Annotated in this window: 14 protein-coding genes; 13 read left to right on the top strand and 1 reads right to left on the bottom strand. The window is 69.1% G+C overall.

All coding sequences use genetic code 11. From position 1 onward, the window contains the following. The first annotated feature begins 605 nt into the window (after positions 1-605). The 3 genes from ACFVH5_RS32725 (at position 606) to clpX (ending at position 3,437) form a co-directional block, all read left to right on the top strand. Positions 606-1,211 (top strand): ATP-dependent Clp protease proteolytic subunit, encoded by a 606-nt coding sequence (locus tag ACFVH5_RS32725; protein ID WP_107016456.1) that lies wholly within the window; start codon positions 606-608, stop codon positions 1,209-1,211. A gap of 101 nt (positions 1,212-1,312) precedes the next feature. Beyond that, positions 1,313-1,990, top strand: a complete 678-nt coding sequence (locus ACFVH5_RS32720; protein WP_385837342.1) for an ATP-dependent Clp protease proteolytic subunit — start codon at positions 1,313-1,315, stop codon at positions 1,988-1,990. A 160-nt stretch (positions 1,991-2,150) separates the two neighbouring features. After that, entirely contained in the window at positions 2,151-3,437 is a 1,287-nt protein-coding gene (gene clpX, locus ACFVH5_RS32715; RefSeq protein WP_189777442.1) for an ATP-dependent Clp protease ATP-binding subunit ClpX, read from the top strand. An 81-nt stretch (positions 3,438-3,518) separates the two neighbouring features. On the opposite strand, the gene ACFVH5_RS32710 is transcribed toward clpX, so the two are convergent. Then, positions 3,519-4,433: a hypothetical protein gene (locus ACFVH5_RS32710; RefSeq protein WP_385837341.1), complete on the bottom strand. Its 915-nt coding sequence runs from the start codon at positions 4,431-4,433 to the stop codon at positions 3,519-3,521. A gap of 135 nt (positions 4,434-4,568) precedes the next feature. On the opposite strand from ACFVH5_RS32710, the gene ACFVH5_RS32705 reads away from it, so the two are divergent. The 10 genes from ACFVH5_RS32705 to ACFVH5_RS32660 all read left to right on the top strand — a co-directional run bounded on the left by ACFVH5_RS32705 (position 4,569) and on the right by ACFVH5_RS32660 (position 18,457). Then, positions 4,569-7,199 carry a valine--tRNA ligase gene (locus ACFVH5_RS32705; protein WP_385837340.1) on the top strand — a complete coding sequence of 877 codons (2,631 nt, stop codon included), beginning with the start codon at positions 4,569-4,571 and terminating at the stop codon, positions 7,197-7,199. Positions 7,200-7,415: 216 nt separating this feature from the next. Then, on the top strand, positions 7,416-8,921 hold the full coding sequence (locus tag ACFVH5_RS32700; protein ID WP_385837339.1) for a bifunctional folylpolyglutamate synthase/dihydrofolate synthase: 1,506 nt from the start codon (positions 7,416-7,418) through the stop codon (positions 8,919-8,921). 3 nt (positions 8,922-8,924) lie between these two features. Further along, positions 8,925-9,269 (top strand): DUF4233 domain-containing protein, encoded by a 345-nt coding sequence (locus ACFVH5_RS32695; RefSeq protein WP_385837338.1) that lies wholly within the window; start codon positions 8,925-8,927, stop codon positions 9,267-9,269. A 414-nt stretch (positions 9,270-9,683) separates the two neighbouring features. Next, positions 9,684-10,097 (top strand): nucleoside-diphosphate kinase, encoded by a 414-nt coding sequence (ndk, locus tag ACFVH5_RS32690; protein ID WP_107016276.1) that lies wholly within the window; start codon positions 9,684-9,686, stop codon positions 10,095-10,097. A gap of 370 nt (positions 10,098-10,467) precedes the next feature. Further along, positions 10,468-11,487 carry a rod shape-determining protein gene (locus ACFVH5_RS32685; protein WP_107016277.1) on the top strand — a complete coding sequence of 340 codons (1,020 nt, stop codon included), beginning with the start codon at positions 10,468-10,470 and terminating at the stop codon, positions 11,485-11,487. A 232-nt stretch (positions 11,488-11,719) separates the two neighbouring features. Beyond that, a complete protein-coding gene (gene mreC, locus ACFVH5_RS32680) occupies positions 11,720-12,664 on the top strand; it encodes a rod shape-determining protein MreC (protein WP_385837337.1) in 945 nt (314 codons plus the stop codon). A gap of 14 nt (positions 12,665-12,678) precedes the next feature. Next, positions 12,679-13,350, top strand: a complete 672-nt coding sequence (gene mreD, locus ACFVH5_RS32675; protein ID WP_385837336.1) for a rod shape-determining protein MreD — start codon at positions 12,679-12,681, stop codon at positions 13,348-13,350. Further along, positions 13,347-15,605, top strand: a complete 2,259-nt coding sequence (gene mrdA / locus ACFVH5_RS32670) for a penicillin-binding protein 2 (RefSeq protein WP_385837335.1) — start codon at positions 13,347-13,349, stop codon at positions 15,603-15,605. The genes mreD and mrdA overlap by 4 nt, the downstream gene beginning before the upstream one ends. Continuing rightward, positions 15,602-16,801, top strand: coding sequence for a rod shape-determining protein RodA (gene rodA / locus ACFVH5_RS32665; RefSeq protein WP_384809203.1), 1,200 nt, complete (start codon positions 15,602-15,604; stop codon positions 16,799-16,801). The genes mrdA and rodA overlap by 4 nt, the downstream gene beginning before the upstream one ends. A 141-nt stretch (positions 16,802-16,942) precedes the next feature. After that, positions 16,943-18,457: a CHAD domain-containing protein gene (locus ACFVH5_RS32660; RefSeq protein ID WP_385837334.1), complete on the top strand. Its 1,515-nt coding sequence runs from the start codon at positions 16,943-16,945 to the stop codon at positions 18,455-18,457. Positions 18,458-18,534 lie beyond the last annotated feature (77 nt).

Here is an 18,534-nt window from a genome sequence, read left to right as displayed (position 1 = left end):
GGCGGGTGCGGCTTGGGGGGGTGACCCGCGCCGTACCCCGCGCCCCGGGCGGGGCCTTTGGGGGGCGGGGGGAACGCCGCGATCAGCCCCCTCCAGGCCCGCACTCGCGTCCGCCTCCTGAGGGACGCGGGCGGGTGCGGCCTGTGGGGGTCACCCGCGCCGTTCCCCGCGCCCCTAAAGGGCCCCTCCGGGCCCGCAGTCGCGTCTGCCTCCTGAGGGAGGTGGGCGGGTGCGGCTTGTGGTGGGTTGCTCGCGCCGTTCCCCGCGCCCCTGAAGCGCCCCTCCGGGGCCGCAGTCGCGTGTGGCTCCCGAGGGGCATGGGGCGGGTGCGGTCCCCGGTGGGTTGCTCGCGCGGCTGCCCGCGAGGGGGCCGGGGCCGGTGAATTCCCTGCTCGACCCGGCGGAGCGCATGCGCTCACAGCGAACAGTTCCTTCTGCGGGATTCCCCGGAGGGACCCGCGCGTTAGGGTCCATGAGTACGAGGGCAGGGGAGTCCCCGGAGCCGTCCGACACGGCACGCACACGGGGTCCCACGCCCCCAGCAGAAGACGTGTAGACGGCCCGGCGCCGTCGTAAGACGAGCAGGTGGATACGTGACGAATCTGATGCCCACAGCCGCCGGCGACCCCATCGGTGGTGGCCTCGGCGACCAGGTCTACAACCGGCTGCTCGGCGAGCGGATCATCTTCCTCGGCCAGGCGGTCGACGACGACATCGCCAACAAGATCACCGCACAGTTGCTGCTCCTTGCCTCCGACCCGGAGAAGGACATCTACCTCTACATCAACAGCCCCGGCGGCTCGATCACCGCCGGCATGGCGATCTACGACACCATGCAGTACATCAAGAACGACGTGGTGACGATCGCGATGGGCATGGCGGCCTCCATGGGCCAGTTCCTGCTGAGCGCGGGCACTCCGGGCAAGCGCTTCGCGCTGCCGAACGCGGAGATCCTGATCCACCAGCCCTCGGCCGGTCTCGCCGGTTCCGCGTCGGACATCAAGATCCACGCCGAGCGGCTGCTGCACACCAAGAAGCGGATGGCGGAGCTGACCTCGTTCCACACCGGCCAGACGGTGGAGCAGGTCACCCGCGACTCGGACCGGGACCGCTGGTTCGACCCGATCGAGGCCAAGGAGTACGGCCTCATCGACGACATCATGCCCACCGCTGCCGGAATGCCGGGCGGCGGCGGTACCGGGGCGGCCTAGGACGGCTCCGCGCCGACCGGGCGCCGGCGCAAGGCCGGTGCCAGCCGCTCCGAGACCCCAGCCGACCGCCTCAGCCCTTATCAGGCTCTTCAGGAGACACAGTGAACGACTTCCCCGGCAGCGGACTCCACCGCGCGCAGGCCGAGTACACGGGTCCTCGCGCGGAGTCCCGCTACGTCATCCCGCGCTTCGTCGAGCGCACCTCGCAGGGCGTGCGTGAGTACGACCCGTACGCGAAGCTGTTCGAGGAGCGCGTCATCTTCCTCGGCGTGCAGATCGACGACGCCTCCGCCAACGACGTCATGGCGCAGCTGCTGTGCCTGGAGTCGATGGACCCCGACCGTGACATCTCGGTCTACATCAACAGTCCCGGTGGCTCCTTCACGGCGCTCACCGCGATCTACGACACGATGCAGTTCGTGAAGCCGGACGTCCAGACTGTTTGCATGGGTCAGGCCGCCTCCGCCGCCGCGATCCTCCTGGCGGCCGGTACGCCGGGCAAGCGCATGGCACTTCCGAACGCGCGTGTGCTGATCCACCAGCCCTACAGCGAGACCGGCCGCGGCCAGGTGTCGGACCTTGAGATCGCCGCCAACGAGATCCTCCGGATGCGGGGCCAGCTGGAAGACATGCTGGCCAAGCACTCGACGACGCCGATCGAGAAGATCCGCGAGGACATCGAGCGCGACAAGATCCTCACGGCCGAGGACGCCCTCGCCTACGGCCTGATCGACCAGATCATCTCGACCCGGAAGATGAACAACGCCGCGGTCGCGTGACGCATCGCTGTATCGTCTGCCGCTCCTTGACGCGGTTCACGACAAAGTGAACCGCGCCAAGGGGGGCCCGAACGAGGGGCTCGGCAAGGTACCGTCGGACATAAGGCAGCACCAGGAGCCGCTGGACCTAGGCGTCTCCCAGGCGAAGGGGAAGCACACCGTGGCACGCATCGGTGACGGCGGCGATCTGCTCAAGTGCTCGTTCTGTGGCAAGAGCCAGAAGCAGGTCAAGAAGCTCATCGCAGGCCCTGGTGTGTACATCTGCGACGAGTGCATCGATCTCTGCAACGAGATCATCGAGGAAGAGCTCGCGGAGACGAGCGAGGTGCGCTGGGAGGAACTTCCCAAACCTCGCGAGATCTACGAGTTCCTCGAGGGTTACGTCGTAGGCCAGGAGTCCGCCAAGAAGGCCCTCTCGGTCGCGGTGTACAACCACTACAAGCGCGTCCAGGCCGGCGAGAACAGCGCGGGTCAGAACCGCGAGGACGCCATCGAGTTGGCGAAGTCCAACATCCTCCTGCTCGGCCCCACGGGCTCGGGCAAGACACTGCTCGCCCAGACGCTGGCCCGCATGCTGAACGTCCCGTTCGCCATCGCGGACGCGACGGCGCTCACGGAGGCGGGGTATGTCGGCGAGGACGTCGAGAACATCCTGCTGAAGCTGATCCAGGCAGCGGACTACGACGTCAAGAAGGCCGAGACCGGCATCATCTACATCGACGAGATCGACAAGGTGGCTCGTAAGAGCGAGAACCCGTCGATCACGCGGGATGTGTCGGGCGAGGGCGTGCAGCAGGCCCTGCTCAAGATCCTGGAGGGCACCACGGCCTCCGTTCCTCCGCAGGGCGGACGCAAGCACCCGCACCAGGAGTTCATCCAGATCGACACGACGAACGTCCTGTTCATCGTCGGCGGCGCCTTCGCGGGCCTGGAGAAGCTCGTCGAGTCCCGCGCCGGTGCCAAGGGCATCGGCTTCGGCGCGACGATCCGCTCCAAGAAGGAACTCGAGGCGAAGGACCGCTTCGAGGACGTCATGCCCGAGGACCTGGTGAAGTTCGGGATGATCCCCGAGTTCATCGGCCGCCTCCCGGTCATCACGTCGGTCCACAACCTCGACCGCGAGGCCCTCCTCCAGATCCTGGTGGAGCCGCGCAACGCACTGGTGAAGCAGTACCAGCGCCTGTTCGAACTCGACGGCGTGGAGCTGGACTTCGAGCGCGAGGCCCTCGAAGCCATCGCGGACCAGGCCATCCTCCGCCAGACCGGCGCGCGCGGCCTGCGCGCCATCATGGAAGAGGTCCTCCAGGCAGTGATGTACGAGGTCCCGTCCCGCAAGGACGTGGCCCGGGTCGTCATCACCTCGGAGGTCGTCCGCTCGAACGTCAACCCGACCCTCATCCCGCGCGACGCGCGCGGCCGGGGCCCGGGCGAGCAGAAGACTGCGTAAGCGGGCCCGTACGGACGCGAGTTACGGCGAAGGGCCCCGGTCACCGACCGGGGCCCTTCGCCGTTGTGCGTCTCGCGTCGCTCACACCTTGACGCGGACCTCCTTGCGCACCTTGGCGGTGGTCTCGGCCACCTCCGCCGGGTCCGAGCTCTTGCCCGCCGCGGCGTCGGAGAACTCGATGGGAAGTACGAAGCCGAGCGTGCTGTGGTCCGCCCAGGCGCAGTACGTCACGTTCATCTCCTTCGGCTCGCCCGTGCTGCCGCCGGAGTTGTCGATCTTCGCCTGCTGGCACTTCAGGACGGCGCCCTCCAGCGAGCTGGGCTCGTAGGCCTTCGAGCTGCCGACGAAGGTGACGTCCTCGTCCTTGGCGTCCTTCTCCATGACGGCGAAGAACTCGTCCACCGCCTTCTCCGGGTCGTCGATGTCCCCGTACACCCCGCCGAAGCTGAGCAGCTTGCCGGCCAGCGGGTTGTCCTTGTCGCCCGACTGGTAGGAGGCGCTGACGTCCTTGGGGTTCTTGACACCCCAGGACTCGGCGTCCTTCAGGTCGGACTTGGACATACCGTCCCCGGCGCCCTCGCTCTTCTTGTACTCGGTGAGCAACGTCGCCGGAGTCGTCAGCTTGTGGGGGCCGTCGTCCGCGACGTCCGCGGAGCCGCCGCCGCTGCCGCCGATGATGAAGTACGCGCCCACCGCGATCGCCGCCACGACCGCCACCGAGCCGACGATCAGGCCCGTCTTCTTCTTGCCTCCGCCGGGGGGCGGGGGCACCGGGGCGCCGTACGGCGGCTGCTGGCCGTAGCCGGGCTGCTGCGGCGGGACGCCGGGAGGGGCCTGCTGGGGGTACCCGTAGCCGGGCTGCGGCGGGGGAGCCTGCTGCGGGTAGCCGTAACCGGGCTGGGGGGCCTGCGGCTGCTGGCCGTAAGGACCCGGCTGACCGTACGGTCCGGGCTGCTGCGGCTGCCCGCCGTACGGGCCCGGCTGGTTGTAGCTCATTCTGGGTTCCCCTCCAGATACTTATGTGTTCCGAACATCCTCACCCAAGCCGAGGGGCGCCGGAGCGGCGGGGGCCGCACCGTTACCAAGTAATCGGGTTTCGGAGCGAGGCTGTGACACCTCTAAACTGGATGAGTGACCGACAACGCTCAGCAGCAGCCATCAGCCAACGCCCCCGAACTGCCGACCCAGTACGCGCCGGCCGAGGTAGAGGGGAAGCTGTACGAGCGCTGGGTCGAACGGGGTTACTTCGGCGCCGACGCGAACAGCGACAAGCCGCCGTACACCATCGTCATTCCGCCGCCGAACGTCACCGGGTCCCTGCACCTGGGGCATGCCTTCCAGCACACGCTCATGGACGCCCTGACCCGCCGCAAGCGCATGCAGGGGTACGAGGCGCTGTGGCTGCCCGGCATGGACCACGCCGGTATCGCCACCCAGAACAAGGTCGAGCAGCAGCTCGCCGAGGAGGGCAAGTCCCGGCAGGACCTCGGGCGCGAGGAGTTCGTCGAGCGCGTCTGGCAGTGGAAAGAGGAGTACGGCGGCAAGATCCTCGGCCAGATGCGCCGGCTCGGGGACGGCGTCGACTGGGACCGCGAGCGGTTCACCATGGACGAGGGCCTGTCCAAGGCCGTCCAGACCATCTTCAAGAAGCTGTACGACGACGAGCTGATCTACCGCGCCGAGCGGATCATCAACTGGTGTCCCCGCTGCCTGACGGCCATCTCCGACATCGAGGTGGAGTACCAGGAGGACGACGGCGAGCTCGTCTCCATCACGTACGGCGAGGGCGACGAGACCCTCGTCGTCGCCACCACGCGCGCCGAGACCATGCTCGGTGACACCGCCGTCGCCGTGCACCCCGACGACGAGCGCTACCGCCACCTCGTCGGCAAGCGCATCAAGCTGCCGCTGACCGACCGCACCATCCCGGTCGTCGCGGACAGCCACGTCGACCCCGAGTTCGGCACGGGTGCCGTCAAGGTCACCCCCGCCCACGACCCGAACGACTTCGCCATCGGCCGGCGCCACGGCCTGGAGTCGATCACGGTCATGGACGAGCGGGCGGTCATCACCGTCCACGGCCCCTTCCAGGGCCTCGACCGCTACGAGGCGCGCTCCGCCATCGTCGGCGCGCTGCGCTCGCAGGGCCGGATCGTCGCCGAGAAGCGTCCGTACGTCCACAGCGTCGGGCACTGCTCGCGCTGCCGGACCACGATCGAGCCCCGGCAGTCCCTGCAGTGGTGGGTCAAGGTCGGCCCACTCGCACAGGCCGCCGGTGACGCGGTCCGCGACGGCCGGGTGAAGATCCACCCCGAGGACATGTCGAAGCGGTACTTCGACTGGGTCGACAACCTCAACGACTGGAACATCTCGCGCCAGCTGTGGTGGGGCCACCGCATCCCCATCTGGTACGGCCCGAACGGCGAGACGGTCTGCGTCGGCCCCGACGAGCAGCCGCCCGGCACGGAGGCCGAGGGCTGGAAGCAGGACACCGACGTCCTCGACACCTGGTTCTCGTCCGGCCTGTGGCCGTTCTCCACGCTCGGCTGGCCCGAACAGACCCCGGACCTCAAGAAGTTCTATCCGACCGACGTCCTGCTCACGGGCCACGACATCATCTTCTTCTGGGTCGCCCGGATGATGATGTTCGGTCTGTACGCGATGGACGGCGAGGTCCCCTTCAAGACCATCGCGCTGACCGGACTGGTCCGTGACGAGCGCGGCAAGAAGATGTCGAAGTCGTTCGGCAACGTCGTCGACCCGCTCGACTGGATGGACAAGTACGGCTCGGACGCCGTCCGCTTCACGCTGGCCAAGGGCGCCAACCCCGGTACGGACGTGCCGATCGGCGAGGACTGGGTCCAGGCGGCCCGTAACTTCGCCAACAAGATCTGGAACGCGACGCGGTTCGCGCTGATGAACGGCGCGACGGTCGAGGGGCCGCTGCCGGACGCGTCCGCGATGTCGGCGACGGACCGGTGGATCCTGTCCCGCCTCAACGAGACCGTCGCGGAAGTCGACGCGTACTACGAGGACTTCCAGTTCGCGAAGCTCTCCGACGCGCTGTACCACTTCGCGTGGGACGAGGTCTTCGACTGGTACGTCGAGCTGTCGAAGACGACGTTCATGGCGGGCGGGCCCGCGGCCGACGTCAGCAAGCGGGTCCTCGGTGAGGTCCTGGACGTCACGCTGCGGCTGCTGCACCCGGTCGTGCCGTTCGTCACGGAGACGCTGTGGACCACCCTCACGGGCGGTGAGTCCGTCGTGATCGCCGACTGGCCCGCGGACAGCGGTTTCCGCGACGCGGGTGCGGAGCGGGAGATCGAGGCGCTGCAGCAGGTCATCACGGAGGTGCGCCGCTTCCGTGCCGACCAGGGGCTGCAGCCGGGGCAGCGGGTGCCGGCGCGGCTGAGCCTCGACGGGACCGCGTTCGCCCCGCACGAGGCGGCCATCCGGCAGTTGCTGCGGCTGCAGCCGGAGGGGGACGCGTTCTCCGCGACGGCGACGCTGCCGGTCGCCGGGGCGTCCGTCGCGCTCGACCTGTCCGGGACGATCGATGTGGGGGCCGAGCGGAAGCGGCTCGCCAAGGATCTGGCCGCCGCGGAGAAGGAGAAGGTCGCGGCGAACGCCAAGCTCGGTAACGAGGCGTTCCTCGCCAAGGCTCCGGATCAGGTGGTCGACAAGATCCGGGGGCGGCTTGCGAAGGCCGACGAGGACATCTTGCGGCTTTCGGCTCAGCTGGACGCGTTGCCGCAGGCGTAGCCGTTCTTGAGGGCCCCGGGACCTTGATGGTTCCGGGGCCCTCGTGCGTTCGTCTTCGGCCGCGGGCCGGTGGGGGCCGTTCGCGCAGTTCCCCGCGCCCCTGAAGAGGGCTGCGCCCTCCCGGGGTGCGTTTGTCGGCTGCGGGCCGGTGGGGGCTGGTCGCGCAGTTCCCCGCGCCCCTGAAAGGCCGGGGCTCGGGCTCCGTAGACTGGGGGTGTGAGTGAGCTTCCGCAGGACAGCAGTGGGTCCGATCCGTTCGATGCGATCGTCGAGGCCGAGACGGAGCGCGATCCCGACCTCGCCGTGATCGAGGCCGGCAGCCGCACTCTGCGTACGCAGGGCCCGGCGCCGCAGTCCGACATTCCCGCGCGCCCGGACGACCCGGAGGCCGACAAGGCGCTGCGCCAGGTCGAGACCGAGCTGGCCACGCGGTGGGGCGAGACCAAGCTGGAGCCGTCCGTGGACCGGATCTCCGCGCTCATGGACGTACTGGGGGAGCCGCAGCGCGCGTACCCCTCGATCCACATCACGGGGACCAACGGCAAGACGTCCACCGCCCGCATGATCGAGGCCCTGCTCGGCGCCTTCGAACTGCGCACCGGCCGGTACACCTCGCCGCACGTCCAGTCGATCACCGAGCGGATCAGCCTGGACGGGGCGGCGATCCCGGCCGAGCGGTTCGTGGAGACGTACGACGACATCAAGCCGTACGTCGAGATGGTCGACGCGGCGCAGGAGTTCCGTCTCTCCTTCTTCGAGGTGCTCACGGGCATGGCGTACGCGGCCTTCGCGGACGCGCCCGTCGACGTGGCCGTCGTGGAGGTCGGGATGGGCGGCAGCTGGGACGCCACCAACGTGATCGACGGGGATGTCGCCGTGGTGACCCCCATCGACCTGGACCACACGGACCGGCTCGGGAACACCCCGGGGGAGATCGCCAAGGAGAAGGCCGGGATCGTCAAGCAGGGCGCGACGGTCATCCTGGCCCAGCAGCCCGTCGACGCGGCGCAGGTGCTGCTCAAGAAGGCCGTCGAGGTCGACGCCACCGTGGCCCGTGAGGGGCTCGAGTTCGGTGTGATCAGCCGGCAGGTCGCGGTCGGCGGGCAACTGCTGACGCTGCGCGGTCTCGGCGGGGAGTACGAAGCGGTGTACATCCCGTTGCACGGGGCGTACCAGGCGCACAACGCGGCCGTGGCGCTGGCCGCCGTGGAAGCGTTCTTCGGCGTCGGGTCCCAGCGGCCCGAGGCGCTCGACATCGACACCGTCCGCAAGGCCTTCGCGTCGGTCACCTCGCCGGGCCGTCTTGAGGTCGTCCGCAAGTCGCCGACCGTCGTACTGGACGCCGCGCACAACCCGGCGGGCGCCCGCGCCACCGCCGAGGCGGTCCAGGAGGTCTTCGACTTCAGCCGGCTGATCGGAGTCGTCGGGGCGAGCGGCGACAAAAACGTACGGGGGCTGCTCGAAGCCTTCGAGTCGATCTTCACCGAGGTCGTCGTGACGCAGAACTCCAGCCACCGCGCGATGGACGCGGACGAGCTGGCGGGTATCGCCGTCGAGGTGTTCGGGGACGACCGCGTGCAGGTCGAGCCCCGGCTGGACGACGCGCTGGAGGCCGCGATCACGCTGGCCGAGGAAGAGGCCGAGTACGCGGGCGGCGGCGTCCTCGTGACCGGTTCCGTCATCACGGTCGGCGAGGCCCGGCTGCTGCTCGGAAGGGGCTGAGTCGTGCGGACGCTCTGTGCTTCGACGCTGATCGGTGAGTTCTTCGTGATCGGGTTCGCCGGGCTCGTGGCGATGAAGGATCCCGATCTGTCCATGACCACGGTCTGGACGGTGTGCGGGGTCGCGATGGTGCTGTGCGTGCTCCTGTGCGGGATGATCACGCGGCCGGGGGGTGTGCAGCTGGGCTGGGGGCTGCAGGTGCTGCTGATCGCGAGCGGGTTCGTGGTGCCGGTGATGTTCTTCCTCGGAGCGGTTTTCGCCGCGCTGTGGTGGGCGTCGGTGCACTTCGGGCGGAAGGTGGAGGAGGCGAAGGCGCGGTTTGCCGCGCAGGCGGCGGCTGGTGGGTAGTTCGGGGTTCCGTCCTTTCCTCGGGGTTCCCCCGGGCCCCCTTGGTCCTCAGGCGCCGGACTGGCTTCATCGCTGCGGGTGCGGGTGCGGGTGCGGGTCCGGTGGGGGCCGTTCGCGCAGTTCTCCGCGCCCCTGAAGAGGGCTGCGCCCTCCCGGGGTGCGTTTGTCGGCTGCGGGCCGGTGGGGGCTGGTCGCGCAGTTCCCCGCGCCCCTGAAAGGCGGGGCCGCGCCCCTGGCTTTCTTTTCAGCCCGTCCGGCGTTTGAGGACAAGCGCGTCAGCGCGCACGGGCCGGGGGCCGAGCCCGCGCACCAGGCCGGGGGCGGAGGCCCAGTACGGGGGCGGGGGCGGAGGCTCCAAGGGTGTGGGCTGTAGCCTCGGGGTCTTGTATCTGTGACCCTGAAGGAGCCACCACCGTGAGCCAGCGCACCCTCGTCCTTCTCAAGCCCGACGCGGTCCGTCGCGGCCTGACCGGCGAGATCATCAGCCGTATCGAGCGCAAGGCCGGCTGGCAGATCACCGCGCTGGAGCTGCGCACCCTGGACCAGGAGACGCTGGAGCAGCACTACGGCGAGCACAAGGGCAAGCCCTTCTACGAGCCGCTGGTCACCTTCATGGCGTCCGGCCCGGTCGTGGCGCTGGTCGTCGAGGGCGAGCGGGTCATCGAGGGCGTACGGGCGCTCGCGGGTCCGACCGACCCGATCGCCGCCGCGCCCGGCTCCATCCGCGGTGACTTCGGTGTGATCGTCCGCGAGAACCTGATCCACGCCTCCGACTCCGAGGAGTCCTCCGAGCGCGAGCTGAAGATCTTCTTCCCCGGTCTGGCGTAACCGTCCCACCGGCAGGGGCCGCCTCGCCCGGAGGCGGCCCGGGCCGCGGTGAAAATCTTGTGAAGCGAAAATCCCCTGAAGCTTTGTCAGGCAGGTAGCGTCTGACCTGCGGCCCGCCCACAATGGGACGCACAATGAGGGCCGTCTGCGGGCATATGCGTGCCGATCGGGGGAACGCGTTCCCCCGATGGCCCGTCTCCACAAGCGAGGCGGCGCGTCATCTGCTGACAATGGCGAAGACCCTCGCGCAGTGTCCGTGCAGGCGAGACTACGATGGAAGCCTTCACGTCACAGCGCTCACCCTCGCCATCCTGAAAAGCCATCAAAAGCTCCACTTGGGAAGGCCAGACGAATCCTGATGGGGAACTCAATGTCGTTCATCGGCCGTGACATGGCTGTCGACCTCGGGACCGCCAACACGCTGGTGTACGTCAGGGGTCGCGGGATCGTACTCAACGAGCCGTCCGTCGTCGCGATCAACACCAACACCGGTGGCATCCTCGCGGTCGGCGCGGAAGCGAAGAAGATGATCGGGCGGACGCCGGGCAACATCGTTGCCGTGCGCCCGCTGAAGGACGGTGTCATCGCCGACTTCGAGATCACCGAGCGCATGCTCCGCTACTTCATCCTGAAGATCCACAAGCGGCGCTACCTCGCCCGTCCTCGCGTCGTCGTCTGCGTGCCCTCAGGCATCACGGGCGTCGAGCGCCGTGCCGTCATCGAGGCGTCGTCCCAGGCCGGCGCCCGGCAGGTGCACATCATCGAGGAGCCCATGGCCGCGGCCATCGGTTCCGGCCTGCCGGTCCACGAGGCCACGGGCAACATGGTGGTGGACATCGGCGGCGGCACCACCGAGGTCGCGGTCATCTCGCTCGGCGGAATCGTCACGGCACAGTCCATCCGGGTGGCCGGCGACGAGCTGGACAACGCGATCATCCAGCACATCAAGAAGGAGTACTCGCTCCTCCTCGGTGAGCGGACGGCCGAACAGATCAAGATCACGATCGGTTCCGCGTACGACCTCGACAATGACGAACACACCGAAATCCGCGGCCGGGACCTGGTCTCCGGCCTTCCGAAGACCGTCGTGATCTCGGCGGCCGAAGTCCGCAAGGCGATCGAGGAGCCGGTCAACTCGATCGTCGACGCCGTCAAGACCACCCTCGACAAGTGCCCGCCGGAGCTGTCCGGCGACGTCATGGACCGCGGGATCGTGCTCACCGGCGGCGGCGCCCTGCTGCGCGGCCTCGACGAGCGGCTGCGGCGCGAGACGGGCATGCCGATCCACATCGCCGAGGACCCGCTGGACAGCGTGGCGCTCGGCGCAGGCAAGTGCGTGGAGGAGTTCGAGGCGCTCCAGCAGGTGCTGGACGCCCAGCCGCGCAGATGACGTAACTCTTCGATTCCGCCGTACGAGATGATCCCTTCTCGTACGGCGGATCGTTGATATTGAGGCATAAGCTCCCCCATAACACCGCGGGTTCCGCCCGATCGGGCGCCGATCTGGTGCTCGACCGGCTGCTCCGGGGTTCCTTCGGGGTTCCCGGAGTTCGTCAGGACCTTCGGGAACCTGTTGAGTGAGCCATACATGAATTCCGACGAGGAAGGCACGGCCGTCGCACGTGAGGGACACACGAGAGAGCCGGCTGCTCCTGGTGCTGCTGATCGCCATCGCGTTCGCCTTGATCACGGTGGACATCCGCGGGGGTGAGGACTCCCCGGTCGACGGTGCCCGCCGTGGCGCCGCCACGGTCTTCGGCCCGATCGAGGACGGGGTGTCGACCGCGGTCGACCCTGTCGGCAACGCGATCCAGGCAGTGAAGGACTCCGGTGACCGACACGACCGTGTCACGCAACTGGAGCGCGCCAACGCCGAGTTGAAGGCGAAGCTGGGCAGCGACGACCGCAACCGCAGCCGCAGCGCGCAACTCGACAAGATGCTCAAGACGGCGGGCGCCGGGCAGTACGGCATCAAGGGTGCCGAGGTCATCGCCATAGGAGCGGCCCAGGGCTTCTCCTGGACCGTCACCATCGACGTCGGCGCGAACGACGGCATCAAGCGCGACATGACCGTCCTGAACGGCGACGGACTGGTCGGACGCGTCACCACGGTCGGCCCCGGCACCGCCACGGTGCTGCTCGCCAACGACCCCGACTTCACGGTCGGCACACGCATGGAGTCCACCGACGAACTCGGCTTCGCCTCGGGACAGGGCGACCGCCCGCTGCGCGTGGAGCTGCTCAACGGCAAGGCCAAGATCAAGAAGGGCGACCGGCTGGTCACCTTCGGCTCCCAGGCCGACAAGCCGTTCGTACCCGGCGTACCCGTCGGCCTGGTCTCCCGCGTGGACCCGTCCGGCGGCGACCTGACCCGCACGATCTACGTCACGCCGTTCGTCTCCTTCTCCAAGCTCGACATCGTCGGTGTCGTCGTCCAGGCCCCGCGCAAGGACCCGCGCGACGAGGTGCTGCCCGCCAAACCCAAGCCAACGCCCACGCCGACCGTGACCGTGACGGTCACGCCCTCTGCGAACGCGCCCGCCGACGGCCTGCAGCAAGAGCAGTAGGAGCTGACTTCTTCATGCGCTTCAACCGAATGCTGCTCTCCGCCACACTGGTGATCGTCGCCCTGGTGATCCAGGTCAGCGTCCTGGCCCGGCTGCACCTGCCGGGTGCCGTACCGGACCTGCTGCTGCTCACCGTCCTCGGCCTCGCCCTCGTCTACGGTCACGTCGGAGGCGCCCTCGTCGGATTCGGCGCGGGCCTGCTCGCCGACCTGGCCCCGCCCGCCGACCACGCCGCCGGCCGCTACGCCCTGGTGCTGTGCGTGATCGGCTACCTCGCCGGACTCGCCAAGCCCGACAACGGCCAGCTCAAGTCCGCCACCGGCCCGATGGCCGTCGTGGTGGCCGCCTCGATCGGCTCCACCCTCCTGTACGCGGGAGTGGGCGCCCTCGTCGGCGACACCGCCGCCCGCCATGTGGGCCTCGGCGGCCTGCTGTTCACGGCCGCCCTGTACGACCTGCTGCTCGCGCCGTTCGTGGTCCCCGGCATCATGGCCCTGGCCCGCCGCGCCGAGAACGATCCGCTCGCCGACGCCGGCGGGTCCGGCAAGTCGACCGACGTGGCCGCGGGCTGGATCAGCTCCGGCACCGGCCTGCGCATCGGCAGCCAGCGCGGCGGACTGAGAGCGAAGGCCGCCAAGGCACGGATGGCCCGGGCGGGACGTATCAAGGGGGTCAAGCGACTGTGACCAACATTCCCGAGACCGGCCGGACCCCGCGGGTCCAGATCCGGCTCATCGTCATCCAGATCCTCGTCCTGTCCCTCCTGGGCACCCTCGGCGGACGCCTCTGGTACCTCCAGATCCGCAACGGCGACGAGTACGCCAAGGAGGCGTCGGGCAACCACGTCCAGCAGGTCGTCAGCCCCGCCGTGCGTGGCTCGATCCTGGACGCCCGGGGCGTGCCGATCGCCGACAACGAGACCCGGCTCGTGGTCTCCGCGTCCCGCACCGACCTGCTGAAGATGAAGGACGACGGAGACGCCGTCCTCGCCAAGCTCGCGGACGTCCTCGGTCTGAAGGCCGCGGACGTACGGGACAAGGTCCGGCTGTGCGACGCGAAGACGCCCCAGCCGTGCTGGAACGGCTCGCCCTACCAGCCGATCCCCATCACCGACGAGGCCACGCCCAAGCAGGCCCTGCAGATCCGCGAGCGCGCCGAGGACTTCCCCGGCATCACCGCGGAGCCGCAGGCCGTACGCCGCTACGCCGCCCCCGGCAAGGCCAACACCGCCCAGGTCCTCGGCTACCTCTCGCCCGTCACCGACGAGGAGATCACCAAGGCCGAGGACACCGACTCGCCGTATCTGCGCTCCGACCAGGTCGGCCGCTCCGGCCTGGAGCGCCAGTACGACAAGCAGCTGCGCGGCAAGGCCGGCGTCACCCGCTACGAGGTCGACAACCTCGGCCGGGTCATCGGCCAGGCCAAGAGCGACGAGGCCCAGCCCGGCGCGAACGTCGTCACCAGCATCGACTCCCGCGTCCAGCGCGTCGCCGAGTACGAGCTGAACGAGGCGATGAAGGTCGCCCGTACGGAGTTCGACAAGAACACCGGTGAGAACTACAAGGCCGACTCCGGGGCGGTCGTCGTCATGGAGGCCAAGACCGGCCGGGTCGTGTCCATGGCGTCCAACCCGTCCTACGACCCGAACGCCTGGGTCGGCGGGATCTCCGGCAAGGACTACACGCAGCTCACCGGCAAGGCATCCAACTATCCGCTCCTGAACCGCGCGATCCAGGGCCAGTCGGCGCCAGGCTCGATCTTCAAGGTCGTCCCGACGGCCGCCGCCATAAACGCCGGCTACTCCTTCGACGGCCCCTACCAGTGCGGCGCCTCGTACTCCATCGGCGGTCAGGTCTTCAAGAACTTCGAGTCCAAGGGGTACGGCCCGATCAGCCTCGGCCGCGCCCTGGAGGTGTCCTGCGACACCGTCTTCTACAGCCTGTCCCACGAGGAGTGGAAGAAGGACGGCGGCATCAAGCCGAAGAAGAACGCCAAGGACTGGTTCTACAAGACGGCCCACCAGTTCGGCCTCGGCCAGGAGACCGGCATCGACCTGCCGAACGAGGTCACCGGCCGCGTCCCCGACCGCAAGTGGAAGTCGGACTACTGGAAGGCCAACAAGGACGCCTGGTGCAAGTACGGCAAGAAGGGCGGCTCGTACGCGCAGCAGATCGCGTACGAGAACTGTCTCGAAGGCAACCGGATGCGCGCCGGTGACTCCGTCAACTACTCGATCGGCCAGGGCGACACCCTCGTCACGCCGATACAGATGGCGGCGATCTACGGAGCCATCTCCAACGGCGGCACGCTGTACAACCCGACCGTCGGCAAGGCGATCGTCAGCCCGGACGGCAAGACCGTCCAGGAGATCGAGCCCAAGTCGCACGGCAAGCTGCCGATGACGAAGAAGACCCGCGACGAGATAGACGGTGCCCTCGCGGGAGTCGCGACCCGCGGTACGGCCGCCTGGCGGTTCGGCGGCTGGCCGCAGGACGAGATCCCGATGCACGCCAAGACGGGTACGGCCGAGGTCTACGGCAAGCAGACGACCTCGTGGTTCGCCACGTACACCAAGGACTACACGGTCATCATGACCATCTCCCAGGGTGGTACGGGTTCCGGTGCCTCGGGCCCCGCCGTGCGCAAGATCTACAACGCGCTGTACGGGGTCTCCGAGGAAGGCAAGATCGACAAGAAGAAGGCCCTGCTCTACCAGCCGCAGAAGAACCTGCCGAAGGTCGAGAAGGACGGGTCGATCGACTCCCCGAAGGCCGAGGTCTACCCGCCGAAGGCGGAGGAGCAGGCCACCGGGGAAGGGCAGCAGCAGGTGGCGGGCGACAACCCGGCCGCCACCGTGCCGAACCAGAACACCGGTACCAACCGGGACACCCGCAGGCGCTCCGCGCGCCGCTCGAAGAAGAGGCGGAGGTCGCTCGTATGACCGGCGGGAACGGTTTCTCCGTCTCCGGATACGGGCCGGAGCGAGCCAGCTGGACCCGGGTGTTCGCCCGTGACTCGCTGGCCCGCAGGCTCGACTGGCCGATACTGTTCGCGGCCATCGCGCTCTCCTTCATCGGCGCGGCCCTCGTCTACTCGGCGACCCGCAACCGCACCGAGCTGAACCAGGGCGACCCGTACTACTTCCTGTTCCGGCACCTGCTCAACACGGGCATCGGGTTCGCCCTGATGATCGGCACGGTCTGGCTCGGCCACCGCACCCTGCGCACGGCCGTACCGGTCCTCTACGGGCTCTCGCTCCTGCTGGTCCTGCTGGTGCTGACGCCGCTCGGCGCGACCATCAACGGCGCGCACGCGTGGATCGTCATCGGCGGCGGCTTCTCGCTCCAGCCCTCCGAGTTCGTGAAGATCACGATCATCCTGGGCATGGCGATGCTGCTCGCGGCCCGGGTCGACGCGGGCGACAAACCGCACCCCGACCACCGCACGGTCGTCCAGGCGCTCGGCCTGGCCCTCGTCCCGATACTGATCGTCCTGCTCATGCCCGACCTCGGTTCGGTCATGGTCATGGTGATCATCGTGCTCGGGGTGCTGCTCGCGTCCGGCGCCTCCAACCGCTGGATCTTCGGCCTCATCGGCGCCGGTGCGCTCGGGGCGATCGCGGTCTGGCAGCTCAAGATCCTCGACGACTACCAGATCGCCCGCTTCGCCGCGTTCGCCAACCCCGCGCTGGACCCGGCGGGCGTCGGCTACAACACCAACCAGGCGCGCATCGCGATCGGCTCCGGCGGGCTGTTCGGCACGGGGCTCGGCAAGGGCTCGCAGACCACCGGGCAGTTCGTGCCCGAGCAGCAGACCGACTTCGTCTTCACGGTCGCGGGCGAGGAACTGGGCTTCGTCGGGGCCGGGCTCATCCTGGTCCTGCTGGGCGTCGTGCTGTGGCGGGCCTGCCGGATCGCCCGCGAGACGACGGAGCTGTACGGGACGATCGTGGCCGCGGGGATCATCGCGTGGTTCGCGTTCCAGGCGTTCGAGAACGTCGGGATGACGCTCGGGATCATGCCGGTGGCGGGGCTGCCGTTGCCCTTCGTCTCGTACGGAGGGTCGTCGATGTTCGCCGTGTGGGTGGCGGTGGGGTTGCTGCAGTCGATCAGGGTGCAGCGGCCCATGTCGGCGTAGCCGTTCCATTGGTTTTGGCGTTGCCCCGAGGGGGCGGTGGATTTTCGGGTGCCGGTTCGTCGTGGCCGGCCGCGCAGTTCCCCGCGCCCCTTACGGGGCCAGCCCTTACGGGGAACGGGGTGCTGCAACTAAATTCAGGTCATGGCGGACACCAAGCGTGAGATCGAGCGTAAGTACGAAGCCGATGAGAATGCCGGACTGTCGGATCTGCCGGATCTGACGCGGGTGCCGGGTGTCTCGGCCGTCATCGACAAGGGCGTCGCCGAACTCGACGCCACCTACTACGACACGGCTGACCAACGCCTCGCCGCCGCGTCCCTCACCCTGCGCCGCCGCACCGGCGGCGACGACGCGGGCTGGCACCTGAAACTCCCCGTCTCCGACGGCGTACGGGACGAGATCCACGCCCCGCTGTCCGACACCCTGCCCCGCGCCCTCGCCGGACTCGTCCGCTCCCGGGTGCGCGACGCCGAACTCGTCCCCGTCGTACGGCTGCTGTCCGCCCGGGAGGTCCGCCACCTCGTCGACGAGTCCGGGGGCCTGCTCGCCGAGGTCAGCGTCGACCGCGTACGGGCCGAACGGCTCAGCGGCGGCGACGGCACCGCCCGGTGGACCGAGATCGAGGTCGAGCTGGCGGACGACGGCGACCCCGCCTTCCTGGACAAGGTCGAGAAGAAACTGCGCAAGGCCGGCGTCTCCCGCTCCACGTCGGCGTCCAAGCTGGTCAGGGCGCTGGGGGAGACCGGCCGCAAGGCGCGCAAGGAACCCGTCGTGGCGGCGGCACCCGTCACCGCCGGCGACCACGTCCTCGCGTACGTCCGTGCCCAGCGCGACGCGATCGTCGAACTGGACCCCGCCGTCCGCCGGGACGTCTTCGACGCCGTGCACAGCATGCGGGTCGCCACCCGCAGGCTCCGCAGCACGTTCCGCTCGTACGGCAACGTCCTGGACCGGGGCGTCACCGACCCGATCCGCGACGAACTGAAGTGGCTGGCGGGGGAACTGGGCGTCGACCGCGACCAGGAGGTCCTGACCGAGCGGCTGACGACCGCCCTCGGCGCCCTGCCGCGCGCCCTGCTCGCCGGGCCCGTCCGCGGCCGGCTGCGCACCTGGGCGCACGCCCGCCGGTCCGGCTCCCGGCGCCGCCTGATCGCGGTCCTCGACGGCGGCCGCTATCTGAACCTCCTCGTCTCCCTCGACGCGCTGCTCGCCACCCCGCCGCTGCGGGGGGCCGCCGCGGACACCACGGGCAAGGCGGTCACGAAGGCCGTGCGCAAGGACTTCGACAAGCTGTCCGGCCTGGTCGGGCAGGCCGTCGACCTGCCGCCGGGGGAGGGCCGCGACCTCGCGATCCACGAGGCCCGCAAGAAGACCAAGCGCACGCGTTACGCGGCCGAACTCGCCGCCCCCGTCCTCGGAAAGCCCGCGAAGAGCCTGGTGAGCGACATGAAGTCCCTCCAGGGCCTGCTCGGCGAACACCAGGACAGCGTGATGGCGAGGCTGGCCCTGCGGGACCTGGCGACCCAGGCCCACGCGGCAGCCGAGAACGCCTTCACGTACGGGGTCCTGTACGGCCACGAGGAACGCGTCGCCGAGTCGGTGGAGACCGCTCTGCCGGAGGCGTGGGAGGCGATCAGAAACGGGACGACGATCTAGTCGACGACCTTTTCGGGGCGCCCTCCAGGGCACCCCGAAGGGGCGCGGGGAACTGCGCGACCAGCCAACGATGAGCC

This window comes from Streptomyces sp. NPDC127119 (genome assembly GCF_042677425.1).
Classification (GTDB): Bacteria; Actinomycetota; Actinomycetes; order Streptomycetales; family Streptomycetaceae; genus Streptomyces.
Note: the sequence above shows the minus strand (reverse complement) of the source record. Positions and strands in the feature narration are given on the sequence as shown.

Coding starts and splice junctions, on each gene's coding strand:
- ACFVH5_RS32725 (WP_107016456.1), top strand. CDS start 606: ATGCCCACAGCCGCCGGCGACCCCATCGGTGGTGGCCTCGGCGACCAG.
- ACFVH5_RS32710 (WP_385837341.1), bottom strand. CDS start 4,433: ATGAGCTACAACCAGCCGGGCCCGTACGGCGGGCAGCCGCAGCAGCCC.
- ACFVH5_RS32685 (WP_107016277.1), top strand. CDS start 10,468: ATGTCGTTCATCGGCCGTGACATGGCTGTCGACCTCGGGACCGCCAAC.
- mreD (WP_385837336.1), top strand. CDS start 12,679: ATGCGCTTCAACCGAATGCTGCTCTCCGCCACACTGGTGATCGTCGCC.
- rodA (WP_384809203.1), top strand. CDS start 15,602: ATGACCGGCGGGAACGGTTTCTCCGTCTCCGGATACGGGCCGGAGCGA.
- ACFVH5_RS32660 (WP_385837334.1), top strand. CDS start 16,943: ATGGCGGACACCAAGCGTGAGATCGAGCGTAAGTACGAAGCCGATGAG.